At 49.8% G+C, this 26304-nt stretch carries 22 protein-coding genes and 1 riboswitch; of the genes, 11 read left to right on the top strand and 11 right to left on the bottom strand.

Annotation, left to right across the window (positions count from 1 at the left end):
* Positions 1 to 2 precede the first annotated feature (2 nt).
* Positions 3 to 1205, bottom strand: coding sequence for a glycosyltransferase family 4 protein (locus BW972_RS19115; RefSeq protein ID WP_076423295.1), 1203 nt, complete (start codon positions 1203 to 1205; stop codon positions 3 to 5).
* A gap of 29 nt (positions 1206 to 1234) precedes the next feature.
* Positions 1235 to 2230, bottom strand: coding sequence for a gliding motility lipoprotein GldB (gldB, locus tag BW972_RS19110; RefSeq protein WP_076423294.1), 996 nt, complete (start codon positions 2228 to 2230; stop codon positions 1235 to 1237).
* A 67-nt stretch (positions 2231 to 2297) separates the two neighbouring features.
* On the opposite strand from gldB, the gene BW972_RS19105 reads away from it, so the two are divergent.
* Positions 2298 to 2975 (top strand): porin family protein, encoded by a 678-nt coding sequence (locus BW972_RS19105; protein ID WP_007655571.1) that lies wholly within the window; start codon positions 2298 to 2300, stop codon positions 2973 to 2975.
* 84 nt (positions 2976 to 3059) lie between these two features.
* Here the strand turns inward: BW972_RS19105 and BW972_RS19100 are convergent, their stop codons facing one another.
* The 3 genes from BW972_RS19100 to BW972_RS19090 form a co-directional block, all read right to left on the bottom strand.
* Positions 3060 to 4646, bottom strand: a complete 1587-nt coding sequence (locus BW972_RS19100; protein WP_076423293.1) for an Rne/Rng family ribonuclease — start codon at positions 4644 to 4646, stop codon at positions 3060 to 3062.
* A 208-nt stretch (positions 4647 to 4854) separates the two neighbouring features.
* Entirely contained in the window at positions 4855 to 5715 is an 861-nt protein-coding gene (locus BW972_RS19095; RefSeq protein ID WP_076423292.1) for a tetratricopeptide repeat protein, read from the bottom strand.
* Positions 5716 to 5787: 72 nt separating this feature from the next.
* Entirely contained in the window at positions 5788 to 6093 is a 306-nt protein-coding gene (locus BW972_RS19090) for an HU family DNA-binding protein (RefSeq protein WP_007655567.1), read from the bottom strand.
* Positions 6094 to 6445: 352 nt separating this feature from the next.
* On the opposite strand from BW972_RS19090, the gene mutY reads away from it, so the two are divergent.
* From mutY to BW972_RS19055, 7 genes are all read left to right on the top strand, one after another.
* Complete coding sequence (gene mutY / locus BW972_RS19085) at positions 6446 to 7537, top strand: A/G-specific adenine glycosylase (RefSeq protein WP_040574047.1); 1092 nt, start codon at positions 6446 to 6448, stop codon at positions 7535 to 7537.
* Between the two features lie 110 nt (positions 7538 to 7647).
* A complete protein-coding gene (locus BW972_RS19080) occupies positions 7648 to 8139 on the top strand; it encodes a single-stranded DNA-binding protein (protein WP_007655563.1) in 492 nt (163 codons plus the stop codon).
* 143 nt (positions 8140 to 8282) lie between these two features.
* Positions 8283 to 9536 carry a gliding motility-associated protein GldE gene (gene gldE, locus BW972_RS19075; RefSeq protein ID WP_007655561.1) on the top strand — a complete coding sequence of 418 codons (1254 nt, stop codon included), beginning with the start codon at positions 8283 to 8285 and terminating at the stop codon, positions 9534 to 9536.
* A gap of 7 nt (positions 9537 to 9543) precedes the next feature.
* Positions 9544 to 10116, top strand: coding sequence for a gliding motility lipoprotein GldD (gene gldD / locus BW972_RS19070; protein ID WP_449421177.1), 573 nt, complete (start codon positions 9544 to 9546; stop codon positions 10114 to 10116).
* A gap of 113 nt (positions 10117 to 10229) precedes the next feature.
* A complete protein-coding gene (recG, locus tag BW972_RS19065; RefSeq protein ID WP_076423290.1) occupies positions 10230 to 12326 on the top strand; it encodes an ATP-dependent DNA helicase RecG in 2097 nt (698 codons plus the stop codon).
* Positions 12327 to 12334: 8 nt separating this feature from the next.
* A riboswitch (cobalamin riboswitch) is annotated at positions 12335 to 12531 on the top strand.
* Between the two features lie 230 nt (positions 12532 to 12761).
* Complete coding sequence (locus tag BW972_RS19060) at positions 12762 to 13163, top strand: acyl-CoA thioesterase (RefSeq protein WP_076423289.1); 402 nt, start codon at positions 12762 to 12764, stop codon at positions 13161 to 13163.
* Between the two features lie 125 nt (positions 13164 to 13288).
* Positions 13289 to 14749: a hypothetical protein gene (locus BW972_RS19055; RefSeq protein WP_076423288.1), complete on the top strand. Its 1461-nt coding sequence runs from the start codon at positions 13289 to 13291 to the stop codon at positions 14747 to 14749.
* Here the strand turns inward: BW972_RS19055 and BW972_RS19050 are convergent, their stop codons facing one another.
* From BW972_RS19050 to BW972_RS19025, 6 genes are all read right to left on the bottom strand, one after another.
* Complete coding sequence (locus tag BW972_RS19050) at positions 14750 to 15481, bottom strand: glycosyltransferase family 2 protein (RefSeq protein WP_076423287.1); 732 nt, start codon at positions 15479 to 15481, stop codon at positions 14750 to 14752.
* Positions 15482 to 15624: 143 nt separating this feature from the next.
* Positions 15625 to 17421, bottom strand: a complete 1797-nt coding sequence (locus BW972_RS19045; protein WP_076423286.1) for an acyl-CoA dehydrogenase family protein — start codon at positions 17419 to 17421, stop codon at positions 15625 to 15627.
* 39 nt (positions 17422 to 17460) lie between these two features.
* Entirely contained in the window at positions 17461 to 18639 is a 1179-nt protein-coding gene (locus BW972_RS19040) for a thiolase family protein (RefSeq protein ID WP_076423285.1), read from the bottom strand.
* Positions 18640 to 18732: 93 nt separating this feature from the next.
* Positions 18733 to 21135, bottom strand: coding sequence for a 3-hydroxyacyl-CoA dehydrogenase/enoyl-CoA hydratase family protein (locus tag BW972_RS19035; RefSeq protein ID WP_076423284.1), 2403 nt, complete (start codon positions 21133 to 21135; stop codon positions 18733 to 18735).
* 26 nt (positions 21136 to 21161) lie between these two features.
* Positions 21162 to 21596 (bottom strand): MarR family winged helix-turn-helix transcriptional regulator, encoded by a 435-nt coding sequence (locus BW972_RS19030; RefSeq protein WP_007660386.1) that lies wholly within the window; start codon positions 21594 to 21596, stop codon positions 21162 to 21164.
* Positions 21597 to 21826: 230 nt separating this feature from the next.
* Entirely contained in the window at positions 21827 to 23584 is a 1758-nt protein-coding gene (locus tag BW972_RS19025; RefSeq protein WP_007660385.1) for an AMP-dependent synthetase/ligase, read from the bottom strand.
* Positions 23585 to 23825: 241 nt separating this feature from the next.
* Between BW972_RS19025 and BW972_RS19020 the strand changes: the two genes are divergently transcribed.
* The 3 genes from BW972_RS19020 (at position 23826) to BW972_RS19010 (ending at position 26266) form a co-directional block, all read left to right on the top strand.
* Positions 23826 to 24977, top strand: coding sequence for a formimidoylglutamase (locus BW972_RS19020; RefSeq protein WP_007660384.1), 1152 nt, complete (start codon positions 23826 to 23828; stop codon positions 24975 to 24977).
* Positions 24978 to 25086: 109 nt separating this feature from the next.
* Complete coding sequence (locus BW972_RS19015) at positions 25087 to 25344, top strand: cytochrome b5 domain-containing protein (protein WP_007660383.1); 258 nt, start codon at positions 25087 to 25089, stop codon at positions 25342 to 25344.
* Positions 25345 to 25405: 61 nt separating this feature from the next.
* Positions 25406 to 26266 carry a hypothetical protein gene (locus tag BW972_RS19010; RefSeq protein WP_076423283.1) on the top strand — a complete coding sequence of 287 codons (861 nt, stop codon included), beginning with the start codon at positions 25406 to 25408 and terminating at the stop codon, positions 26264 to 26266.
* Positions 26267 to 26304 lie beyond the last annotated feature (38 nt).

Below are 26304 nucleotides of genomic sequence, written 5' to 3'. Positions count from 1 at the left end.
GCCTATACCTTGCCTGTCACCTGCAACAAAACCTGCTCTACCTGGGCGGCAAGTTGCTGGCGGTCGAACAGCTGCCGGGCTATGGATTGCCCATTGGCCCCGGCCTGTCGCCGCTTTTCACGATCAGCCATGATCTCTTTTATCTTCTTAGCCAACAGTTCAGGCTGACTTGCAGGACTGTACCAGCCACAGTTATGTTGCTCCACGAATGTCTTTGTCCAACCGGGATTAGTCACAAGCACGGGAACACCGCAAGCCAGGCTATCATAAAGCTTGGCCGGAGAATTAGAGGCGAGCACAGGCAAATCGTTGAAGGTAATGAGTGCCAGATCTGCTAATTTGAATAGGGTGAACACATCAGGGCGCGGCTGTGGCGGCATTAGCACCAGGTTAGGCAGGCGCAACGACAGCTTCCGCAGTTCGTTGTCATAGTAGCCTCCTCCTGCCAGCACAAATACAATGTCCTGTTGGTTAGCCATTGCTTCAGCTGCCTGCATAATGGTAGGTATATCATTGGCGCGACCAAACGTACCGGCATAGAGTACGACTTGCTTGCCTTGCAGCTGATATTGCTTTCGCAGTGCTGCCACTCTCTCAGGAGTCGCAGCGTCGGCCATTTCCAAGTCAGTGCCATTCAGGATAGTGCTTACCTTATCCCGCGCTATACCTTGCCTAACCACATATTCTTCCATATCCGGAGAAAGTGTGATGATATGGCTGGCATTCTGGTAGAGATTCTTCTCAAGCCTGAAAAGGCGTCGTTTTAGCCACTCCTTCTTGACTGCTCCCATTTCAATCGGGAAGCTAGGCCACAGGTCCTGCACCTCAAACACCCACGGAATGCCACGCATCTTTGCGACACGGGCTGCCATCCAAGGCGTAGAAAGCGGTGTTGACACTCCCCAGACCACATCAGGCTTAGGTATAGAAAGACCTTTGGCCAGGCTGTAGGCTGCAAAGCCGCCGTAAGAAACAAGTCGCCTGCGCACGCCCATTTTGTTGCTGTAGGGCACCTCCTGTTCGTAAAGGTCCACTCCATCCGGCACCCACTTATACCTGTCTGTAATGCGAAGCTGCTTCCAGGCGCTGCTCGTTACCAGACTCACCTTATGTCGTTTGGCCAGGTACTCCAGAAAGGTGTAGTGCCTGCAGGTAGAAGGGCAGTCAGGGTTGTGATGATGCTGATTAAAAATAGCTATGTGCATGCGCGCAGGTATAGAGGCGAGGTATAGAACTATCGCTTCTCAGGCTTGTATTTCGATTCGTTGAAAATTTTCTGGTGATCGTCGTCAGCCATCAGTTCCTGCAACGTGACCTTCGGATTGCGCTCCATATACCTGCGCACAATCTGCCAGCCTACCCAGGTACCCAGGCGACCAGGGGAGGTTGGGTCGATTTCGGGCGTATTAGGTCGCTCGCCGATGTACTTGTTTACTACGAATGGGCTTTTCTCATAGAGCAGTTTTTGCTCGACGAAATGTGCCCAGATGCGGCCTTCGTTGTGGCGCACATCGGCCAGTTGCTGTCCGCTATACCCGATGATGGTAGAGTCAGGCGTGCAAGGCATGATGGATTTCACAAAATAATAGGCTTTACCTGTATTCACCATCTCGGCTAACAGACTACGCTCCAGGAAACTGGTTTTATTGAATCGGTTAGACAGCAGCAGCATGGCGGCTGGCACCATGTTCGGCCGCTCGTAGCGTTTCAGGATGTAATCGTAGGTATCAGGTCGGTAGCTGGCATCTTTGCCAATAAAAAAGTCAATACCGAAAACCAGCAGGCTGTCTGATACCATCAGGTCCTGGTTGAGACCAGAAACGAAAGTTTTGACCTGCGGCTCCCCAAACTCAGGATAGTAATATTTGATATGCTTGAAAGCAGTTTCGAGCTGCTGCTTTTCTGTAGCCATGTCACCGAAAGTCTGGTCCGCCTCCTGCGCCAGCTTCTGGAGCTCAGGGTTAGTGGCCAACGCATAAAGCGCATTAATTACTGCCGAGTCCGAAGGGTAGTTCCGGCGTTGGATGAAACGTTCCGCAAAGACGGGATTGCTATCAAGGAAAGTAGCGATGTCCTGCTTTGAGCTTGCCGCAAAAAAGGGCTTTTCCAGTCGTTCGATCTCTACCGTTACAGGTATACGCTCAATTTCTTCAGGTATGTCGCAGCCCCCCTTCTTCTTACAGCTAAAAAGCAATAGGATGGTTGCGAGTAATAATAATCTGTGATACATTGCCGAATATTTAATACAAAAATACAGGGTTATCCCGTATTAGAATAAATTAACGCGACAAATTAACATGCAATTCAAAAAACTCGCATTACTGCTGCTCTTTTTGGGCTTTACATCCACTGCCATGGCCCAAATGGAAATCGGCATTCAGTTCTCCCCTACCATTTCAGGCAATCGCTTTATAGCTGAGGACAGACACGGTTTTGAAAAAAGCAGCAATACACTGCGTATTGGTGTAGGTGTGGTTGGTGATTATTTTTTCTCCAATAACTATGCCTTCAGCTCTGGTTTGATGTTCCGCAGCAAAGGCTCTAAAATCAAGTATGATTTTACTTCACAGGATCCGAACGGCCAGCCAACGACAGTGCCAGTAGAGGATGACCTGACTGTGCAGTATCTGGAAATACCGCTCACGCTTAAGCTGTTCACTAATGAGGTAGCGCCGGATGTGATCCTGTACTTCCAGGTAGGTGGTGCTCTTGGAACCAAGGTGTCAGCCCAGGTTAACAACCAAAAAGTGATCAATGGTGAGAAGACAGCGAAGCGCTTCAATATCTTTGAAACCAGCGCCCTGTTGGGAACTGGCGCCGAATTGCAACTCGGTCAGAGCACTAAACTATTTGGCGGTGTTACTTACCTGCGTGGTCTGAGTAATATTGACAATTTCTATAGTGACCGACTAGGTGACAAAAACATTGCGATCAAGAACAACGGGGTATCCCTTGATGTGGGCATCAAGTTCTAAGTATAACTTGAACACAAATCAAAAAGGCCGCTCTGAATAAACAGAGCGGCCTTTTTGTTGCCATTGAATCTGATTAAAATTTTCTTATTCCTGCGTCCCGTTCACCTCCGTCAGGGCGGTGCGCAGCTCTATTTCTTCGCCTTTGTCATCCATTACCTTAAAGTCAGTAATGCCGAGCGAAGTGTCTTTTACAAATTTCACCCACTTGAAGTAGTGGAAGAACCACTTGATCTGCTTGGAGAACCATCCTTTTGTATAGTAAGCATACAGGAAAGGATGCACGTACAGTGTCAGACTTCTATGGTTGTGTCGCGTGAGCAGGTCGTCTACCGCTACGTCTATTTCATCAGTAATCAGAATGCTGGCAGTTATTTTACCGGTGCCGTTACAGGTAGGGCATACCTCGCCGGTCACGATATTCTGCTCTGGCCTTACACGCTGTCGCGTGATCTGCATCAGGCCAAACTTAGAGATAGGCAGAACTGTCGACTTGGATCGGTCTCTCTTCAGCTCCTCTTTGACTACCTCGTATACTTTCTGGCGGTTTTCGGGCGACTTCATGTCAATGAAGTCAATTACAATGATACCACCTATATCCCGGAGTCGCAGCTGACGGGCCACTTCTCTGGCAGCCATCATATTCACATTCAGCGCGGTAGCCTCCTGATCGGTTTCGGTATTAGATTTATTCCCACTGTTCACATCGACTACGTGCAGGGCTTCGGTGTGCTCTATCACCAGGTATCCGCCGCCTGGTATGGTCACTGTTTTACCGAATGCAGCCTTTAGTTGCCGCTCAATGTTAAAGTGTTCGAAGGTTTTTGTCTTACCGGTGTAATGCTTCAGAATTTTTACTTTATCTGGCGCAATGCTACCGATGTATGCTTTGATCTCGTCATAGAGCGACTCGTCGTCGACTACTATGTTGTCAAAGCTCTCGTTCATTAAGTCTCTCAGTATGGACGAAGAACGTCCCAATTCCCCAATGATCTTGTCATTGGGCTTGGCAATCTTCAGCGATTTAAAGCCTTCTTCCCAGCTCTCCACCATGTTGCGCAGGTCTCTGTCGAGTTCTGCCACCTCACGGCCTTCTGCCACTGTCCGGATGATCACGCCAAAGTTCTCAGGCTTGATCGAGTTGATCAGGCGCTTAAGGCGTGTGCGTTCTTCCTTGCTAACGATCTTCTTGGATACGCTTACCGTGTTTGAAAACGGTACGAGCACCAGGTATCGACCGGCGAGCGAAAGCTCACATGAAAGGCGCGGCCCTTTGGTTGAAATCGGTTCTTTGACAATCTGCACCAATACCTGCTGTCCCTTTTTAAGAACATCAGCGATCTTGCCGAGTTTGTCAATTTCTGGCTCAAATTTAAGCTGGTTAAGCTTTGCAGAAGCGTTCTTCTGTGTCTGTGCCGCTTTCACATACTTGTTCAGGGTTTTGATATTGGCTCCCAGATCATGGTAATGCAGAAATGCATCTTTGTGGTAGCCAATATCAATAAAAGCGGCGTTTAGGCCTGGCATTACCTTTTTTACAGTCCCCAGAAAGATATCCCCTACAATGTAGTTGGTGTCCTTTTTCTCGTGGTGAAACTCTACAAGTCTCTTATCCTGTAATAAGGCGATGCGCTCTCCATCCTGAGTAGAATTGATAATAAGCTCGTTACTCAATTTCTCTCAAAGATTAGTTGGATGTATAGACCAAAGCCCACAATTGCAGAAGCAATGTGGGCCTCAATAAACGCAGAAGAAATTACTTCTTCTTATGTCTGTTTTTTCTTAGACGCTTCTTTCTCTTGTGAGTAGCAATCTTATGTCTTTTTCTTTTCTTTCCGCAAGGCATAGTCTTGAAATTTTTATTAAATGATTATTTCTTTTATTACATTTTTGCCAGGTACTCGTCAACTGAAGCTGTCAGTGCAGGGTCGCTGCTCATCGTCTTCACTTTATTGAAAGTCCTGATGGCTTCTTCTTTCTTACCGGTTTCGGCCAGCGACACAGCCAGGTAGAAAGTGCCTTCTACGTGATCCGGGTTAACGGTTGTCAACTCCTGGAAACGCTCGGCGGCTTTGTCCCACTGCCCTGACTGCACTGACAGTATACCTAAGTTAAACAGCGCCTTCTGGTTTTTCGGATCTGCCGAAATCACCTCACGCAACAGCGTTATACCCTGCATAGGATTTTCGCTGGCGATATAAGTCATGGCCACGTTTGTTTTCGCGTCCATGTCCGAAGGATTGTTCTTTAGCACCTGCTCATACATTTTACGTGCCTTGCCGCCCATTTCGCTCGCACGCTGCTGTGTGGCTGCATAAGTAAAGGCTTCAAAGTACTGGTCACCTGCTTTACGGTAGGTCTTTTCACCCGGACGGGCTTCAGCGGCCAACTCGTAATAGTAACCTGCACTGTCAAATTTACTTGCTGCAGCATAAGCAGCTGCCAGTTCATTGGCTAACAAGCCGCGTGTTTTGGCATCAGATGCTTTGTTATAGCGGGCACGTACTGTAGCCAGTTCCATCATTTGCTCTGGCGTAGCCATCGAGTGCATCCCATCAGCCGCAGCGGCTGGCGCAGGTCCATGGTCGTGGCCATCATCCTCAGAGTGTCCTTCAGGTATGGTTGCAGTCTGCTCAGCAGCTACTGTACTGTCATCCTTCGTCACAACCACTTTAGGCAGAAAGAACATAGCCCCTGCCAAAGCAATTGCTGCTACAAGAATAAATATTTGAGCGCGTGACATGTGTTTCTGTTTTTGTAAGTGACTGTTTTTTAAAGGATAACCAAACAGGCAACCGGCAAATATACGAAAGAATTAAGAATGAGCCAGTTCTTTGATCTTTTTGCTGTTCTTAATCTTAGCAATAAAGGTCTTAGATGGCTTGAAGCTTGGAATAAAGTGCTCATCAATAATGATGGAAGTGTTCTTCGAAATGTTACGAGCCACTTTCTTAGCGCGCTTCTTGTTTACAAAGCTTCCAAAACCTCTCACGTAGATGTTGTTGCCATCGGCCATAGAGTCTTTCACCACTTTGAAAAATGCCTCAATGGTAGATTGCACATCAGCCTTATCAATCCCTGTTTTATCAGCAATTTCTGATATTACTTCTGCTTTAGTCACTTTCTTAGATTTTTATAAATTAGTAATAAGTTAACTTTCTCTTTTTCAGGAGAAACAACAGCGCTGTCGTTCCCCATTTTTCGGGGCACAAAGGTATACCTACTTTTCGACAAGTAAAAGCTTTAGCACTAAATTATTACAGATTTAACCTTGCCGTTCATATACCTTCTCCACACCTTTTGGCTGACGGTTCTCTTGCAATACCCATGCCAGCTTGCCCTCTTCCTAACGCCACGTATCTACTTATATTTTAATAAGATACAAAAACTGACACCAATACATTCCTTCCACACTCAGAACAATGTCTTACATTTGTCTGTTCAAGCTGCCTGAGCTCAAGGGACCTTTTATTATGAAAAACATTCCTAGCACATACTTCCCAAACACGTTGCTGACATGGTACCAGCGCCACAAAAGAACCCTGCCCTGGCGCGACACCACCGATCCATACCTGATCTGGCTTTCTGAAGTGATCCTGCAGCAGACGCGCGTAGCCCAGGGACTGCCATACTTCCAACGCTTTGCCGAAGCCTACCCAACCGTGCAGCACCTGGCGGCGGCCCCTCAGGATGAAGTGCTACGCCTCTGGCAGGGACTTGGCTACTACTCCAGGGCCCGTAATATGCACCACACAGCTAAGCAGATCGTGCAGGAATATGGCGGCGTGTTCCCAAACAAGTATGAAGAGCTCCTGAAACTGAAGGGCGTGGGAAGCTACACAGCTGCCGCTATCGCCTCTTTTGCCTTTCAGGAGAAGGTTGCTGTGCTCGATGGCAACGTTTTCAGGGTGCTGGCCCGGGTGTTTGGATTATCAGACGATATTGCGGCACCTGCTTCACGAAAGGTGTTTCAGCAACTGGCCAACGAACTTATACCTGCTGATGCGCCTGACACCTTCAATCAAGCTATCATGGAGTTCGGGGCTATCCAGTGCACCCCCGTCATGCCCGATTGCCTGTTCTGCCCGCTGCAGCAGTCCTGCTTCGCTTTCACACATGGCCTGGTGCAGGAGCTTCCTGTCAAGTCAAAGGCAAAGGCCGCCCGCCCACGCTTTTTCCACTACATGGTTTTTATGCACGAAGGACAGTATTACATGCGCAAGCGCCTGAGTGGCGATATTTGGGAAGGATTGTATGATTTTTACCTGCACGAAAGCGACACGAAAATCCTGGACACCGCCAGGCTGCTGAAAGAACTGAACGATGCAGGTGTAGCAGTGCAGGAATCACATCTTTTGCCACCGCGCAAAGACTATAAGCATGTGCTTAGTCACCAGAAAATAACAGCCCGGTTTTATCTCATTCAGCTCGATTTTCGTTTAAGTAAAGAGGTTTTGCAGGAGGCGCGACTGGCACCTTATTCATCTGAAAAAATAGAGGCTTTGCCGAAGCCAATTCTTATCGACAGCTATTTGAAAGATGAGAAGATTTTACTAAATTTATAAACTGAAACTTTTATGCGTGAAAATGCATTCTAAAGGTTCAGTAGCCATAATTGCCTCCGGCTTGGTTGTCGGAGTAGCCCTAATCAATTTAATATTTAACAAAAAAAGACATGGCAAGTGTTAACAAAGTAATCCTTATCGGAAATCTTGGTAAGGACCCAGAAGTTCGCCACCTTGAAGGCGGCGTAGCTGTAGCGCGTTTCCCGATCGCTACTTCCGAAACATTCAAAGACAAAAACGGCGAGCGCCAGGAGCGCACCGAGTGGCACAACATCGTGCTTTGGCGCGGTTTGGCCGAGGTAGCCGAAAAGTATGTGCGCAAAGGGCACTCAGTTTACATTGAGGGCAAGCTTCGCACAGACAACTACCAGGACAAAGACGGTGTTCAGCGGTACAGAACCGAGATTGTCGCCGATAGCATGACCATGCTAACGTCCCGTACTGAAGCACAGACAGGTGGCAATGGCAACTCTGGCGGATTCCAGGGCGGCTCTTCATCACAGTCATCGGGACAAACCTCAGGTCAGGGCAGTGCTACCGCATCAGGCAAGGGCAATGCGTCTGCCTTCCAGAACGACGAGCCAGATGACCTGCCGTTCTAACCTATGTTTAACCTAACTATCTGATTTTGGACAGTTTAGATTCCGGAGACCCCCTAAGTTATAGCTTACTGCAACTTTTACAAAGCGCAACAGCTTTACTTAGAATTGAATATATCGCAGCCATCTCGGCTTGCTTTATCTTATTGCTGCTCTCTGCCCTCACTTCGGGGGCGGAGGCAGCTTTTTTCTCTCTCACCCCTCAGGAGATTGAAAAAGCCAGAACAAGCAAAGAAAAAAAGCTCCAACTGGTACACCACCTCCTGCAGAGCCCACGCCAACTACTGGCCTCGCTCCTGATCATTAACAATGCGATCAATGTTAGTATCATCACGCTCTGCGCCTACATTGCGTGGCAATTTGTCGGCTCTACTTCGCTGGCGACTTCTACGATGCTGGCCAGTGTGTTGGTAGTTACGTTCCTGATCGTTTTCTTTGGGGAGGTACTTCCTAAGGTATATGCACGCAAGCACGGCACTGCTATTGCGCAGCGTATGGCTCCGATACTGGATGCTTTGCGGCCTGTGCTACGACCGCTTGCCTGGTTGCTGACCGGTATCAGCAATTTCATAGACAAGCGCTACCGTGTGCGTGCTTATAGCCAAACACTGGAAGAATTACACCATAGTCTGGATGTGGCCCTTACCAACGAAGAGACGTCGCCTGAAGAGCGTAAGATCTTGCGCGGCATTGTAAACTTCGGATCGATTACGGTGAAGCAGATAATGCGTCCTCGTATGGATATCGTGGCTTTCCCGCAGAGTGCTACTCTACCTGAACTGCTTCCGCAGATCATCAAGTGGGGTTATTCGCGCGTGCCGGTTTATACTGAAAGCACCGACAGCATCGACGGCATACTCTATGTAAAAGACCTGCTGCCGCACCTTGACAAAGGAACTGACTTTAAATGGCAGAACCTGATCAGAGCGCCCTTTTACGTACCGGAAACCAAGCACATCTCCAACCTACTGCAGGACTTTAGGGAAAAGCACGTGCACATGGCCATCGTGGTGAACGAGTATGGCACTACAGTAGGACTGCTTACGATGGAAGATGTAATCGAAGAGATTGTAGGTGAGATCAATGACGAGTTTGATGACGAGGACGAGATCATTTACTCACAACTCGACGAAAATACCTTTATATTTGACGGTAAAACATCGCTGCATGACTTTTGTAAGATCACGGAAGTTCCGTTCGATGCCTTTAACGAAGTAAAGAGCGAGCACGAAACAGTGGCAGGCCTGATGCTGGCACTTTTTGGTCGTATACCTTACGTAGGCGAAGAAGTGTCGTATGGTCGCTATTACTTTACGGTTGAGTCGGCGGACAATAAGCGTGTAAAACGAATCAAGATTAATGTCGCAAGCAAAAAAGAGCACTATCATAAAGTCAGCTAAACTGCAAATGGCCCTATGGGCAGGTATGGCCCTGTCCATCATTGGCTGTAACGCCGAGTACACCCCAAAACCAAAAGGATACAACCGCATTGACTTGCCAGAAGCTGCTTACCAGCAGCTGCAGGACAAGCATCCGTATACCTTCGAGTATTCGAAGCACGCCAAGATACGCCCTGATTCTTCGATGATTGCGCAGCCACACTGGATCAATGTCATTTACCCGAGCCTGGGAGCGAACGTGCAATTGACTTATAAGGCGATCAACAATGATCCGAAGATGTTGAATAACCTGATCGAGGATGCGCGCAAACTGACCGGCAAACACCAGATAAAGGCGTATTCTATTGAAGAAACAGAGATCAGAACACCGCAGGGAGATATTGCCTCTGTGTTTGAGCTGGAAGGCGAGATCCCAAGCCAGTTTCAGTTCTATGTAACTGACACAACCAATCACTTCTTCCGGGGAGCGCTCTACTTCAGAACTGCCACTCAAAACGACTCACTGGCTCCGGTTATTGAGTATGTGAAGAAGGATATTGTACACATGCTGAACACACTGGAGTTTAAGGATAGGAAGTAGATTTCTTAAACAGAAGACATGCTAACAAAGGACAAAAGACCGTCATTATACCTGCGGTCTTTTGTCCTTTGCCTTTTATCTTTGTATACTAACCAAATTACAAGCTAGCACCCTTGAACAACTTCTTCCATACCAAGATCGAATTTTTGAAAGGCGTGGGGCCGCAGCGGGCTGAGCTGCTGCAGAAGGAGCTCAATATTTATACCTACGGTGACCTCATTCAACACTATCCTTTCCGCTACCTCGACCGCACCCAATTCTACAAAATAACAGACTTGGACGAAAGCATGCCTTATGTGCAGGTACGCGGGCGTGTGCGGGGTAAGGAAGTGCTCGGCGAAGGTCGGAAACAACGCTTGGCTGCCACACTGGTGGACGAAGACGGCAATGAGATGGAGCTGGTTTGGTTTAAAGGGGTGAAGTGGATGCAAAAGACGCTAAAAAACCACACCGACTACATCGTGTTTGGCAAGCCTACTTCATTTAATGGCAAGTGGAGCATGGCACATCCAGAGCTGGAGGAATTGGGAGAAGAGAAACAGACGACCTCTTTTCTGCAACCTGTATACCATACCACTGAAAAGCTGAAGGCATTCCGTGTTGAGAGCAAGGTCATAGCCCGTTACATGGAAATGCTGCTGAAGGTGGCAGTGCCAAATATTAACGAGACGCTTTCGCCGGAGCTGATTGACCATTACCGCCTGATGAGCAAACGGGATGCGTTGATCAATATCCACTTTCCGCAGTCGGTGGAGAAGTACAATGCCGCTAAGTTCCGACTCAAGTTTGAAGAGCTCTTTTACATACAACTGCGCCTGCTGCGCCAGAAAACAGTGCGCCGCGCCGACCTGGCCGGTCAGGTGTTCAGGCATGTTCCGACGGTAACGGAGTTCTACAAGAACCACATGACCTTCGACCTGACCAATGCGCAGAAGCGGGTGATTAAGGAAATACACAAAGACCTGACAGCCGGCAAGCAGATGAACCGCTTGTTGCAGGGAGATGTGGGCTCAGGCAAGACCATCGTAGCCTTCATCACAATGCTGATCGCGGCCGATAACGGAGCGCAATCGGTGCTGATGGCGCCTACCGAGATTTTGGCAGACCAACATTATACCGGTCTCAAAGCTTTTGCTGACCGACTAGGTATAAACATCGGCAAACTCACCGGCTCCACTAAAACCAAAGACCGCAAGGTACTGCACGAGCAGCTGCGCTCCGGTGAGATGAAAATGATCGTGGGAACGCATGCTTTGCTGGAAGACGTGGTGCAATTCCATAACCTGGGACTTTGCATTGTGGATGAGCAGCACCGCTTTGGGGTAGAGCAGCGTTCCAGGCTGTGGCGCAAAAACCCGCGCATTATCCCGCATGTACTCGTGATGACCGCCACTCCTATACCCCGTACTCTGGCTATGACACTTTACGGCGACCTGGATGTGTCGGTAATCGACGAAATGCCGGCCGGCCGTAAAGAGATCGTGACCGTGCACCGCTTTGACTCACACCGCCTGAAGGTGTTCCAGTTTGTGCGCGATCAGATTAAGCTCGGCCGCCAGGTATACATCGTGTACCCACTCATTGAGGAGTCGGAAGGGATGGATTACAAGGACCTGATGGATGGCTATGAAAGTATCCGCCGTGCTTTCCCAGAGTACCAGGTGAGCATGGTGCATGGCAAACTCAAGGCGCAGGATAAAGACTACGAAATGCAGCGCTTTGTGCGTAACGAAACACAGATCATGGTAGCTACGACTGTAATTGAAGTAGGCGTGAACGTGCCCAACGCCTCTGTGATGATCATCGAGAGTGCGGAGCGCTTCGGTTTGTCGCAGCTGCACCAGTTGCGTGGCAGGGTGGGCCGGGGTGCGGAGCAGAGCTACTGCATCCTGATGACAGGGTATAAGCTGAGCAAAGACAGCAAGACCAGGCTGGAGACGATGGTGCGCACCAACAATGGCTTTGAGATTGCTGACATTGACCTGAAGCTGCGCGGACCAGGCGACCTGATGGGTACGCAGCAAAGCGGTGTGCTGGATCTGCTCATTGCCGATTTGGCCAAAGACGCTCCTATCCTACAAGAGTCACGTGCAGCTGCGCAACGTGTGCTCAACGAAGACCCTCAGTTGGAGCAGCCACAGAACCAGAATATCATGCGGCATATTAAGTCGCTGAGCGTAAATACTGTCAACTGGAGCCGCATCAGTTAAAAATTTCTATCTTTACAGCGTTTGGAGGTACCTCAGCTAGGAATAGCTCAGGTTTAAAAAGGAACCGTGTGCAAATCACGGGCTGACGCGCAACTGTAAGTAACAATTGATTGCTGCCACACAAATGTCCATTGTCCGGAGCCCGGATGAGAAGGACGGCAACAATGTTACAAGCCAGGAGACTTGCCCCAACAATATTCCACGCATGCTTTCGCGCCTAAAGCCTGTGGTTAGCGTAGTAGTCACCTCCTGCAGCTCAAGTTGACTTTGCAGCGCATTTGCACCTACTCCCTCTCCACATTTTTTCTGCACCGGCATGCCCAAATTATCTGTGTATGCCACTATTCAGCTCCTGCTTTTACCTTCAATTGAACCTACAGCCACAGCTGTGTGGCGCGGCGCACCTACACTCCAGCACACTTAAACCTATAAATTATGAATTTACAGCAACGTATTACCGAGTCAGAAACGCGCATCTTCAAAGCAGTTTTCCCGAACACGACCAATCATTATGACACCCTATTTGGCGGCACTGCCATGCAACTAATGGACGAGGTGGCTTTTATCACGGCTACCCGCTTCTGCCGCAAACGGGTGGTAACGGTATCGTCTGACCGGATAGATTTCACGCAGCCTATACCTGCAGGCACCATTGTAGAGTTAATCGGACAGGTGAGTAGTGTAGGCAATACCAGCCTCAAGGTGCAGGTGGAAATCTATATTGAAGAAATGTACTCTGATGTTCGGCTGAAGGCGGTACATGGCAGCTTTACCTTTGTAGCCATAGACGAGCACAAGCAGCCGGTGCGTGTACTGGCAGAGGAGATACAACTCTAAGCTATACCTATACCTGTGCGTTCTTAGCTTATCCCATACCTCGTTCCACGAGAAACAATTTTGATTATATTAGCTCCTGAATACCCATAAGCACACACATGCAGTTACCATTTAACTTTATACCCTTGAAAATACTACGCCTGCTACCGCTTTTGTTCCTGGCCATACTCTTTGCTGCAGCACCAGCATCGTCTCAGGGTAAGAGAGCCGCCATACCTTTCAATTACATCCCTGACAATACGGAAGACCAATACAACCAAAGCATCAGCAGCAAGACGCTTCCGCTCGGAACCGAGGGCTTCGTAATCCTCAGCCGCAGCAAACCTGGCGAGTATGCCATAGAGCGCTATAATACCGCCCTCAAAAAAGCCTGGTCGGCTACTGTACCATTGGCCGCTGAAGAAACGGTGGAGGCTTTTGCCAGAAACCAGGAAGCTGTGCTGCTGGTCACGCACCGCACAAATGAGCAGGGCAATCAGGTGCTGTATGCACATCGGGTAGACCTGCGTAGCGGTCAGAAAGAGAAGCCCGTACTGCTGCTCGAAGCTCCAGCGGATGCCCGTAAAGCAGGTATAGCAATCTCGCCTGACGGCACCAAACTTTTAGCCTACCGTTATAGCGTTTCTGGCAATCAGGTCCTGCAGTCTATCAGCGGCAGCCTGTATGACGGCAAACTTCAGAAAGTAAAAGATACGAAGTACAGCCTGACTGACCTTCGCGGTATTGTGTCAGCTGAGGTGATCGTGAATGATGCCGGCGACCAGTTCATCAGCCTGATCTCTGAGAACATGGAACGCCTGACCGTACGCCAGTATACCTTAAAGTCGCCGGTTGCTAAGGGCATGTCAGTGTTGGTAGGAGGCATTTTTGAAGGCAAGAAGGTATACATCATGGACAGCAAGTACGCCCTGCAGCCCAATGGCAACCTGTATGGTGTCGTACTGACGGCCGATGAGAAATCCGGTGAGTATTATAGCCTGAAAGCTGTAAAATTTGATTTCGAAAAAGAAGATATGGTGTTTGCAGAGGAGTTCAGATTCACACCTGAATATCTCGCTAGTGTGAACAGCCTGGATAAAAGCGGCGGTGCAAAAGCCAAGCGCCTCGAGGACATTTACCTGACCGACCTGATCCTGACACCTGAGGAAAAACTAATCGTAATGGCAGAGAAAAAGTACATGGAGGGTGGTGAGAACTCTCCTTACTATGCCAAAGAGATTCACCTGTTTGCCTATGATCAGTTTATGGGCACAGCCTGGAGCTCTGTGCTGATGAAAAATCAGAAGGCACCTGCTGATGAAGCCTTTACAGGCATCTCGTATCGCTATCATCTGGCGGGTAACACGCTGCACCTGCTCACCCTGGAAGAGTTGAACGGAAAGCATGACCTATACCTGCGCCGCATTGACACCAGCACCGGTAAGGCTGAAGCACCTAAGGCTGCTGGCCTGAATGTAGCCAAAGGCGAAGACACTGCTTACGTAAAAGACTTCACGGCCTGGCTAGGCGAAAAGGACCTGGTAGTAGTGGTGCGGCCATCCAAGAAAGCGAACAGCCTGCAGCTACGTCGTCTGCAGATCAGGTAACTAGTCTAACCATATACCCGACAAAAAGCGTGGCCACTCTCTTGGCGCGCTTTTTTGTTTTTTAAGCTTGCGGGTAAAAGAACTCAGCTGCACCAGCATGTGCACAAAACCTACATAGTCCACTATCTCTACATACATCCGGAACTCTCTACGAGACCCTTCCAGCATCCCGAGTTTGTCTACCTTATAGGTATTCATGGCAGACCATGGCATCCAGCGTACCCGCTTGCCACGCTTGATCATGTAGCGGTTAATGGCTACTTCCAACTGATAGCGTGCCACTGGCTGGGCCAGTACCTGCTCTAAGTCACTTCGCAGCAGAAGCCGCTCTCCGGACAGCAGTATATCACTTCGGTACCAGCGCACAAACCATGGCGACCGGATTCGCCGCAAGATTAGCATGTCAACATTGGCAGTGTCCTGGAAAGCAGAAATAGCTCTCTCAAGTTCAGTTTTATTTAATTCCTGCAAATCAGCATCCATCAACAGAACCAACTCATGCTGCACAAACTGAAGGCCATACTGTATAGCGGCGGCTTTTCCCTGGTTTTGGCTGAGGCGGATGACTTGCACAGTAGGCCATTGCCGGCTTACCATCGTAGCGGTGCCATCAGCCGATCCGTCATCCACACAGATTACCTGTTGTATAGCCTTTACTTTCGACACGGCTTCCAGTACTGTCGCAATCCGCTCCCGTTCGTTATAGCAGGGAATTAAGCATGTTACCCCCATACGCTCCTCTATGTTAATGACAATCCGGTATTCAGGTATATTTACGCATGAGATGCTATTAAGTCATTCAGCAACAATCCCTTAATACAAAAAGGCCACCTCCTAAGGAAGCAGCCTTTCCAAAACTATAGATTTGTCAGAATCTAGTACACGAATTCGTTTGCGTCAATCATAGCGGCTGCTATGCGACGACGTGCCTCCTTGGTATTGTAGAGGTCTTTCTTGGTGAAGCGCTTCAGGCCCATGAACAATAGACGTTGCTCGTCACCTTCCGCCATAGAGGCGATCGCATCTTTACCAGCCAGGAAGGCGGTGTCCACGGCATCGTTCACGGTCACGCGTACAATGTCGATCTGGTTCGCCACGGCATCCTCGCCTTTCATGCCTACCAGTTTCTCTACACGCAGCAGCGTTGATTCCGCCACGTACGTCTTGATAGCCATGTCAGCGATGTTCATCAGGATCTCCTGCTCTTTGGCCAGTGAGTTCATGTATTTCTGTACCGCAGTGCCGGCTACCATCAGGATCGCTTTCTTCAGGTTGCGGATCGCCTTGTGCTCTGCTGCGAACATGCCTTCCTCTTCAGCACCGAAATCAGGTATAGCCATCAGTTCGTTTTGCACATTTTGTGCAGGGCCCATCAGGTCCAGCTCACCGTTCATGGCTTTTTTGAGGATCATGTCCACCGTAAGCATGCGGTTGATCTCGTTGGTACCTTCGAAGATGCGGTTGATACGGGAGTCGCGGTAAGCGCGGTCCATCGGGTAGTCAGCTGAGAAGCCGTAGCCACCGTAGATCTGCACCCCTTCGTCCACCACATAGTCGAGCACTTCAGAGCCTTCCACTTTCAGCATGGCGCACTCTACAGCAAACTCGCGGGCAGCACCCAGCATAGCTTCGTTCTCGCCTTTTCCAGAAGCCAGTAGCTCCTGCTCCTTGCGATAAATGTCCATACCGCAACGGTATAGCGCTGACTCAACTGCATAGATGCGAATGGCTTGCTCTGCCAGTTTGTGACGGATGGCACCGAATTTAGAGATTGGCAGTTTGAACTGCTGTCGCTCGTTGGCATACTTCACCGACAGGTCTACCACCTTCTTAGAGGCGCCCAGCGTCGCCGCGCAAAGCTTGATACGGCCGATGTTCAGGATGTTGAAAGCGATCAGGTGACCTTTGCCGATGTCGCCGAGCACGTTTTCTTTCGGCACTTCGCAATCCGACAGGAACACCTGGCGCGTAGAAGAACCCTTGATACCCATTTTGTGCTCCTCGTTGCCAAGGCTCAGGCCCGGATAACCTTTCTCCACAATAAAGCCTGTGAACTTGTCGCCGTCCACCTGCGCAAACACGATGAACACATCGGCAAAACCGGCGTTCGTGATCCACATTTTCTGGCCGTTCAGGATGTAGTGTGTACCAGCTTCGTTTAGCACCGCTTTGGTTTTAGCAGCCAGGGCATCAGAACCAGAGCCTGGTTCGGTGAGGCAGTAAGCTGCCGCCCATTCGCCGGAAGTCAGCTTTGGCAGGTACTTCTCTTTCTGCTCGTCCGTACCGAAGTACAGGATCGGCAGCATACCTATACCTGTGTGAGCCGCAAAAGCCACCGGGAAGGAATGTCCACCACCTACTGACTCTGTTACCAGAAGTGATGTGTTGAAGTCCATGTTCAGGCCACCGTATTGCTCTGGCATCGACACTGCGAACAAGCCAAGCTCGCCAGCCTTTTTCATCAGACCTTCCATCAGGCCTTCCTCATGGTTGTCGAGGCGGTCAAGAAGCGGGTTCACTTCTTCGCGCACAAAGTCCAGACAGGTCTGCGCCATCATGCGCTGCTCCTCGCTAAACTCGGCAGGTATAAATACGTCCTGCGCGTCAGTTTCTTTTATCAGGAATTCACCACCGCGAACAGTGGCTTTATTTTTATCTGTTACATTTTCCATGGCAGAATATGATTAGTGTTTTTAGGTTCAGGTTAGTTTTTACTTCAAAAGCTCATAGATGCCGGCTACGCCCTGTCCACCGCCTACACAGGCGGTAACCATGCCGTACTTCTTGCCAAGGCGGCGCAGCTCATGGAATTGCTGTATGCTAAGCTTAGCTCCGGAGCAACCCAGCGGGTGACCAAGTGCGATCGCCCCGCCGCTTACGTTCAGCTTGGCTGGGTCGAAGTCGAGGTGGCGCATTACGGCAATGGACTGGGCAGCAAAGGCTTCGTTCATCTCGATCAGGTCGATGTCATTAAGTGTCAAACCAGCCATTTTCAGTGCTTTCGGAACGGCTGCAATCGGGCCCATACCCATGATGCGCGGATCCACACCACCGGTGCCGTAGCTCACCATACGGGCGATCGGCTCCAGGTTGAGTTCTTTCACCATGCGCTCGCTCATCACGATCACAAAGGCAGCACCGTCAGAGGTCTGGGAAGAGTTACCGGCTGTTACAGAACCGCCGGCCGCAAACACAGGCTTCAGTCTGGCCAGGGCTTCAAGGGAAGTGTCGGCACGTGGACCTTCATCAGTATCTACGACATAAGTGCGGGTCTTCTTCTTGCCGTTCTCGTCGATGTAGGTTTCCTCCACTGTAATAGGCACGATCTGCTCTTTAAAATAGCCATTCTTGATGGCGTTGATCGCCTTCTGGTGTGAGTTGTAGGCAAACTCGTCCTGGTCTTCACGTGAAACATTGTAGTCTTTGGCCACTGCTTCAGCCGTGAGGCCCATGCTCAGGTACCAGTCCGGATTCTTCTTGGCGATGTTGTAGTTCGGCACTGTCTTCCAGCCCACTGTCGGCACCATCGACATAGATTCGGTGCCGCCTGCGACAATACAGTCGGCCATACCTGCCTGTATACGGTTGCAGGCCATCGCGATGGTTTCCACACCGGAGCCGCAGTAGCGGTTTACCGTCATACCGGATACGGACATCGGCAGAGACAAAAGCGCAATCATACGGCCAATCTGCAGGCCCTGCTCCGCTTCCGGCACGGCATTACCCACAATCAGGTCGTCTACACGCTCCGGGTCGAGGGCAGGTACAGAAGCCATAAGATGTTTGATGACGTCAGCGGCCAGGTCATCAGGTCTGGTGAACCGGAAGCCTCCGCGCCCGGCTTTGCCTACTGCGCTACGAAATCCGGCTACGATATATGCGTTGTTCATATTTTTTAATTGCTAAATTGTTAAATGGTTGATTGTTGCTCTCTCAGGTATGCTCTCTGAACAGCACAATCATCTTTCATTACCCATTAGACATTAATTTCTCAGTGGCTTGCCTGTGGTCAGGATGCTCTGGATACGCTCTAGTGTCTTGCGTTCACCGGTCAGTGACAGGAAGGCTTCACGCTCCAGATCCAGCAGGTATTGCTCGCTCACATCTGTCGGAGCAGAGAGGTCGCCGCCGCACATCACGTAAGCGAGTTTGTGCGATATCTTCTGGTCGTGCTCTGAAATGTAGCCACCTGATACCATCGCACTGGCTCCCGTCAGGAACATGCCTAAAGCACCTTTGCCCTGTACTTTTATCTTGGTTTTCTTGGCTGGCTGCGTATACCCCGCCTCGGCCAGACGAATCGCCTGCGCTTTGGCATCAGCAATCTGACGGTTGATGTTGAGAGTTATCGCGTCGCCCTGACGCATAAAGCCTAAGTCGAAGGCCTCTTTGGCAGAAGTAGACACCTTGGCCATACCTATGTTGAGGTAGATGTTCTTGAGCGTGTTGTACTCAATATCACCCTCTTCGTACATCTCGGCTGCGCGGAGCGTCATCTCTTTAGTACCGCCACCGCCAGGTATAAGGCCTACGCCAAACTCCACCAGACCCATGTAGGTTTCGGCAGCTGCCTGCACATGGTCGCAATGCAAGTTCAGCTCGCAGCCACCGCCCAGTGTGAGACCGTGCGGCGCGCCTACCACAGGTATAGCTGAATAGCGCATGCGCATCATCGTATCCTGAAACTGCTTGATCATAAAGTTGATCTCGTCATACTCCTGCTCTAGGGCATACATGTAAATTAAGCCCACATTGGCACCAGCTGAGAAGTTCGCTGCCTGACTGCCCACTACCATGCCTCTGAACTCTTTCTCGGCAATCTCTATACCCTTGTTCAGCCCCTGCACCACATCACCACCGATGGTGTTCATCTTCGTGTGGAATTCCACGTTCAGGATGCCGTCACCGAGGTCGATCAGTGTAGCGCCAGTGTTTTTCCACACTACTTTGTTGCTGCGCAGGTTGTCAAGGATGATGAAGTTCTCAACACCTGGTATTGCCTTGTATTCTTTGCTCTGGATGTCGTAATAACGGCGGTTGCCGCTCTCCACTATGTAGAAGGACTCTTTGCCTTGGTTGAGCATCTCCTCTACCCAGGCCGCAGGCTGGTAACCGGCTTCGATCATGCGCTGCACACCTTCGCGGGCGCCGATCACGTCCCAGTACTCGAACGGACCCAGCTCCCAGCCAAAGCCGGCACGCATGGCGTCGTCGATGCGGTAGAGTTCGTCGGAGATCTCAGGTATGCGGTTGCTCACGTACTGGAACAAGCCATAGAGTGACTCGTTGAAGAACTGGGCTGCCTTATCGTTTTGCTTGGAGAAGGTCTTCACGCGCTTCTTCAGATCCTCAATCGGCTTGAGAATTTCGAGGCTCTGGAACTTCGGACGCTGCTTTGGTCCATACTCCAGCGTGTTCAGGTCGAGGGTCAGGATCTCGGTTTTGCCTTTGGCATCTTTCGTTTTCTTGTAGAAACCCTGACCGGTTTTGTCGCCCAGCCACTTGTTCTCCACCATTTTCTGCAGGTAGTCCGGTAGCTTGAATAACTCACGCGACTCGTCCTTCTCTCCTGTCTGGTACAGACCGTTGGCTACATTAGCCAGAGTATCCAGACCTACCACATCCAGCGTGCGGAACGTAGCAGACTTCGGACGACCAATGATCGGACCTGTGATACGATCCACCTCGTCCACGTTCAGTCCGAGTTTGTTCATCACCTGCAGGCCTTGCATGATGGCGTAGATACCCACACGGTTCGCAATGAAAGCCGGTGTATCTTTGGCCAGTACAGTCGTCTTGCCAAGGTATAGGTCGCCGTAGTGCATGAGGAAGTCTACAACATCCTGATCGGTTTCTGGCGTAGGTATAATTTCTAATAGCTTGAGATAGCGCGGCGGGTTGAAGAAGTGCGTACCGCAGAAGTGCTTTTTGAAATCGTCAGATCGGCCCTCCAGCATCATGTGAATCGGGATACCCGAGGTGTTGGAGGTGATCAGCGTGCCCGGCTTGCGGTGCTTCTCCACCTGCTCAAACACTGAATGCTTGATCTTCAGGTTCTCCACCACCACCTCAATGGTCCAGTCGGCGCTGGCGATATCCTTCATGTTGTCTTCGAAGTTACCCGTCTGGATCAGGCGGGCATCGGACTTACGGTAAAGGGGCGAAGGATTAGACTTAATGGCTGCTTCCAGCGCACTGTTCACAATGCGGTTGCGGACATGCTTGCTTTCCAGCGTCAGCCCTTTTTTCTCTTCGTCGGGGGTGAGTTCGCGTGGCACGATGTCGAGCAACAGTACCTGCACACCGATGTTGGCAAAGTGGCAGGCAATGCGGGAGCCCATGACACCGGAACCCAGCACGGCTACTTTCTTAATTAATCTCTTCATAGAAAAAGCTTGATGGTCTACTATGGTTAGAAAATCTCTTTGTTTTCGATCATGTTGATGATGCGCTCGGAAACCCGGAAAAAGGTATTCAACTCTTCCTGTGGTATAGCTTCCTGCACTTTATGGTTAAAATGGAGCACCGTTCTGCGCGATACTTCCTTTTTCTCCAGCCCTAGTTCGGTCAGGAAAATCCGCACCAGCCGTTTATCCTTGTCGTCAGACACCTTATAGATAAGGCCTTTCTCCTCCATGCTCTTCAGGATGCGGGTCAGGCTGCGCGCCTCCAAACCAAGCAGGGGGGCAATCTTCGTGGCGGGGGTGCCTGTCTCCTGATTGATGTTTAACAGAACAAATCCAATGGAGGTGGTAATATCATTTTTGGCAGCCTCTGTATTATACATACGCGAGATAGCATGCCAACAAACCTTCACATTATAATCTACGGTCTCTTCCGGCTTCATGCATCATGTAGTTTATACCAAATATAAAGAAAAATGTTATGCAAGCATACTAATTTAACGAAAAATTTATTCCCCTCCCGACTTCAAAGGTTAAAGTGGATTTCGTGCTATAGTACCTTCCGCTATAGTTTATGTATAATTCATAGAATGGTTACAAACAAAAAACCCTTTCCGGTCCGGAAAGGGTTTTTTGTTACCTGAAAGGCTTTAAACCTTCAATTCACTTCATATTAATACATACTGTCAATCTCTTTCTGGTAATTAGCTGTGATGTTTTTGCGCTTCACCTTCAGGGTCGGTGTCAGCTCACCGCTTTCCACCGTCCACATGTTCGGGATCAGCGTGAACTTCTTGATGGTCTCGAATTGCGCCAGCCCTTCGTTGGCTTTATCCACCTCACGCTTATACTTGTCCATGATCTCCGGCTTGGTGATCATCTCGGCATCAGAGGTATACGGGATACCTTTGTGTGCACACCAGTCCTGCAGCCCCAGGAACGAAGGCACGATCAGAGCAGCGGCATACTTCTGCCCGGCTCCTACCACCATGGCCTGCTCTATCACTACCGACTCCTTCAGCTTGTTCTCGATCGGCTGCGGTGCCACATACTTGCCACCCGACGTTTTGAACATCTCTTTCTTGCGGTCCGTGATCTTAAGAAACTTGCCCTCTACCAGCTCTCCTATGTCACCGGTATGGAACCAGTTTTCGGCATCGATCACCTCGGCCGTCAGATCAGGTTTCTTGTAGTAGCCTTTCATCACGTGTGGTCCACGGGTCAGTATCTCGCCATCCTCTGCGATTTTGATCTCCACCCCATCGATGGCCATACCTACGGTACCAATCACGTTGTTCTCCGGCTCGTAGCGGTTCACGGCTATCACTGGCGACGTCTCTGTCAGACCATAACCTTCCATCACGCGGATGTTGGCTGACCAGAACACACGGGCCAGGCGTGGCTGTAGCGCCGCGCCACCCGATACAATGGCAATTACGTTGCCGCCCAGGGCCTCGCGCCATTTGCTGAAGATAAGTTTATTGGCCAGTTCCAGCTGCTTGTTATACCACCAGCCTTTGTCTTCGCGGGTATCATACTGCAGACCGAGCTCCAGTGCCCAGAAGAAAAGCTTACGCTTCACGCCGGTCAGTTCCATACCTTTGGCCACGATCTTGTCATATACCTTCTCGAGCAGACGCGGCACCGTGGTAAACACATGCGGCTGCACCTCTTTCAGGTTGTCGGCCACTTTCTCGATGCTCTCAGCGTAGTAGATCGACACGCCAATGCGCATATATAAATAAAGGAGCATGCGCTCGAAAATATGGCAAAGCGGCAGGAAGCTCAGTGCGCGGTGATGCTGGTTTACAGGCACATAAGGCAGCGTACCAGTCACGTTACTGATAATGTTGTTATTTGTCAGCATAACCCCCTTCGGGTTGCCGGTTGTACCAGAGGTATAGATAATGGTGAGGATATCGTCAGGACCAACACCAGCCTTCAATGGCTCAAGCTGTGCTACGTCTTCTCCTTCTCCCAGTTTGATCACTTCCTTCCAGTGCTTGGCACCGTGAATTTCGTCGAAGGTATAGATCTCTTTGATGCTCTCCATCCCCTCTGTAGCAGCCACTACTTTGTTGTAGAGCTCCGCATCAGACACAAACACAGCTTTCACCTCCGCATCGTTGAAGATGTAGCGGTAGTCCTCTACCGTGATTGTCGGGTACATTGGTACACTTATAGCACCTATTTGCTGTATACCAAAGTCAGCAAACACCCACTCCGGCCGGTTCAGGGAAATAATAGCCACTTTGTCGCCCTTTCCTATACCTAGTTTCAGCAGACCAAGGCTTACCTGGTTGGCAGTGTCCTGCACATCCTGTGTGCTGTATTTAATCCATTGTCCGTTAACTTTTGTAGCCAGACAATCCGGCTGAGGCGAGTTCTGCAGCTGAAAAGGCAGCAGATCAAGGGTGCGGGTTACGTTCATTGTGTTTGCTAAGGTTAGTGTCAGTCTATTTTAGGACATCACGAACGATGGCACAACATGGGCCACACGTTCGTTAGTATGTGCATTTTAATTATTTTTTTCTGAAATTTCTATACCTTCCTGTACAAATATTTGCTATTCATTATATTGATTGCACTTTTTACGCGAAAAAGTTATAGTTAATAAAAGCCGCTCACAAAAGCAGCAGTTTTGCTATATTTGACCTTCCTGATACTGATTTATGAACCTTTCCATCTTTTTCGAACCTCTGAATGAGGACATTTTTGCGCTGCTTGACAAACCGCGCACACTTGGTGCCTACATCGGCCGCTTTACTGGCAAATTCCCTGACTGGCGCTCAGCTGACATCGCCCTGATCGGGATAAACGAGACCCGGGGACAAGGAGAGGAAACAGTAGCAGAGATGATTCCGGCCCGTGCTGTACGCAAAAAACTGTACAGCATGCACAAAGGAGCCGGTCGCTGCAACATAGTCGACCTGGGCAACCTACGCCCGGGCATAACACTCGACGACACTTACCTGCGGTTGAAAGAAATAGTTGAAGTCCTCATCTCGCATAATACCATTCCCATTATCATCGGCGGCACGCATGACCTGGAGTACGGACAGTACATGGGCTACGAGTACCTGGAACGTGCCGTGAATATGGTAACCGTGGACAGCAGCGTGGATATGAGCGAAGACAATGACGTGCCTGCCAATAAAAAGCAGCTCCGCCAGATCCTGATGCACGAACCGAACTACCTCTTCAGCCTGGGCCAGATCGGCTATCAGTCTTACCTGGTGGACCCAGAAGTGATGGCCACGTTCGAAAAGCTGCACTTTGAGGCTTACCGTGTAGGCGAAGTGCACCGCAGTGTGCAGGAGATGGAGCCGGTTGTGCGCCTGGCAGACCTGCTCACTTTTGACATTTCGGCTATCCGCCATCAGGATGCGCCGGGCTATACGCCTGCCAACCCGTTCGGGCTTACTGGCGAGGAAGCCTGCCAGCTGTGCTGGTATGCAGGTCTGAGTGACCAGATGACATCACTGGGAATTTACGAGTATGATCCTGCACAGGACAGCCAGGAACTAACGGCCATGACCATCGCCACCATGATCTGGTACTTTATAGAGGGCTTCTACCACCGCAAGAATGAAACAGAATTCAGCTCCAGCAAGTTTACCAAATACGCCGTGGCCTTCAGTGATAACCCGGAGCGTATGACATTCTATAAAAGCAAAGCAAGTGAAAAGTGGTGGATGGAAGTAGAACCCCTTTCAGATGAAAAGAGTCCCCGCATTGTACCCTGCAGCTATGAAGACTACCTGCAGGCCATCAAAGGCGAAGTGCCTAACCGCTGGATCCTGACGCAGGCCCGCATTGGCTAATACTTCAGGAAGCGAACAAAGAAACAAACCCGATTCTGTTCCGTTTGCCCCAATCACTAGGGCAGTATTATTATATTTGCAACCCGGGCTTTGTGAGGCCTGCAACCAAATGGAAGAAAATCTCCCGGAGTTCACCCTGCAACAGCTTGCCCTGCGCAATGGCCAGGACCGTGACGAGGTATGGGTGGCTTACAAAGGCCTGATTTACGACGTGAAAAAATCACGCCTGTGGCGGAGCGGCAACCACTACGAACACTGGGCAGGCCAGGACCTGACCGAGGAGTTGAAGGACGCGCCGCATACCGAATATGTATTTGACAAATTTGAGGTGATCGGACAAGTCAAAAATTCAGTATACCGAAAATAAAACACAGGGAGTATGCTACTGTAACAGGTAGGCTCCTGATCAACTATAAATTACCAATATTATGATTCTGATAGCTGACAGCGGCTCTACAAAAACAGACTGGCGTGTAATCGATGCCGACAACGAATATGAACAGGTCAACACAACTGGCATCAACCCGCAGTACCTCGATACTGACAAGATTTACAGCATTTTTGAGACCGAGCTGCTGCCTCAGCTGAAAGAAAAAAATATTAGCGCCATTTACTATTACGGTGCTGGCTGTAGCTCTCCGGAGCGTAACAAACGCGTAGAAGATGCCCTTAGCCGCGCCTTCCCCAACGTGCCCAACTATGTAGACCACGACTTGCTAGCTGCTGCCCGCGCCCTGTGTGGCCACAAGCCAGGTATAGCCTGTATCCTGGGAACAGGCTCTAACTCCTGTCTTTACGATGGCAAGAACATTATAGATAACGTGACTTCGCTTGGTTTCCTGATGGGTGACGAAGGCAGTGGAGCCTACCTGGGCAAGCTGTTGATCAAGGCCTACATGTACCGCGAGTTGCCTGAGGAACTGGCCACTTCACTCAAGAACAGGTATAACCTTACGAAAGACGGTATCCTTGACGCCGTATATGGCTCTGACATACCTAGCCAGTACCTGGCCACCTTTGCTAAGTTTATGTATGAGAAGCGCAAGAGCCCGGTAATCAAAGAGATGATTTACGAGAACTTCGAAGAGTTCTTTGAGCGTCATGTCAGCAAATACGAGGGTTTTGGTGAGCTTCCTGTAAACTTTGTTGGTTCTATCGCGTTTCATTTCTCGGACACGCTCAAGCTGGTAGCCAAGAAGTATGGCTGCCATATCGGAGTGATCATCTCCAGCCCAAGCGAAGGCCTGATCAAATACCACCAGGAGCTGCTCAAAATGCAGAATGCCTAACTACAAACACGCTTTTTTTACTGAATTCAAATTTGACC

Source organism: Pontibacter lucknowensis (assembly GCF_900156415.1).
In the GTDB taxonomy this organism is placed as follows: domain Bacteria; phylum Bacteroidota; class Bacteroidia; order Cytophagales; family Hymenobacteraceae; genus Pontibacter; species Pontibacter lucknowensis.
This window is presented reverse-complemented; position numbering and strand designations above follow the sequence as displayed.

Bases quoted from the DNA above. Each gene is read 5' to 3' on its own strand.
- BW972_RS19115 (WP_076423295.1), bottom strand. From the start codon at position 1,205: ATGCACATAGCTATTTTTAATCAGCATCATCACAACCCTGACTGCCCT.
- gldB (WP_076423294.1), bottom strand. From the start codon at position 2,230: ATGTATCACAGATTATTATTACTCGCAACCATCCTATTGCTTTTTAGC.
- BW972_RS19105 (WP_007655571.1), top strand. From the start codon at position 2,298: ATGCAATTCAAAAAACTCGCATTACTGCTGCTCTTTTTGGGCTTTACA.
- BW972_RS19095 (WP_076423292.1), bottom strand. From the start codon at position 5,715: ATGTCACGCGCTCAAATATTTATTCTTGTAGCAGCAATTGCTTTGGCA.
- mutY (WP_040574047.1), top strand. From the start codon at position 6,446: ATGAAAAACATTCCTAGCACATACTTCCCAAACACGTTGCTGACATGG.
- BW972_RS19080 (WP_007655563.1), top strand. From the start codon at position 7,648: ATGGCAAGTGTTAACAAAGTAATCCTTATCGGAAATCTTGGTAAGGAC.
- gldD (WP_449421177.1), top strand. From the start codon at position 9,544: ATGGCCCTATGGGCAGGTATGGCCCTGTCCATCATTGGCTGTAACGCC.
- BW972_RS19060 (WP_076423289.1), top strand. From the start codon at position 12,762: ATGAATTTACAGCAACGTATTACCGAGTCAGAAACGCGCATCTTCAAA.
- BW972_RS19050 (WP_076423287.1), bottom strand. From the start codon at position 15,481: ATGGGGGTAACATGCTTAATTCCCTGCTATAACGAACGGGAGCGGATT.
- BW972_RS19045 (WP_076423286.1), bottom strand. From the start codon at position 17,421: ATGGAAAATGTAACAGATAAAAATAAAGCCACTGTTCGCGGTGGTGAA.
- BW972_RS19040 (WP_076423285.1), bottom strand. From the start codon at position 18,639: ATGAACAACGCATATATCGTAGCCGGATTTCGTAGCGCAGTAGGCAAA.
- BW972_RS19035 (WP_076423284.1), bottom strand. From the start codon at position 21,135: ATGAAGAGATTAATTAAGAAAGTAGCCGTGCTGGGTTCCGGTGTCATG.
- BW972_RS19030 (WP_007660386.1), bottom strand. From the start codon at position 21,596: ATGAAGCCGGAAGAGACCGTAGATTATAATGTGAAGGTTTGTTGGCAT.
- BW972_RS19025 (WP_007660385.1), bottom strand. From the start codon at position 23,584: ATGAACGTAACCCGCACCCTTGATCTGCTGCCTTTTCAGCTGCAGAAC.
- BW972_RS19020 (WP_007660384.1), top strand. From the start codon at position 23,826: ATGAACCTTTCCATCTTTTTCGAACCTCTGAATGAGGACATTTTTGCG.
- BW972_RS19015 (WP_007660383.1), top strand. From the start codon at position 25,087: ATGGAAGAAAATCTCCCGGAGTTCACCCTGCAACAGCTTGCCCTGCGC.
- BW972_RS19010 (WP_076423283.1), top strand. From the start codon at position 25,406: ATGATTCTGATAGCTGACAGCGGCTCTACAAAAACAGACTGGCGTGTA.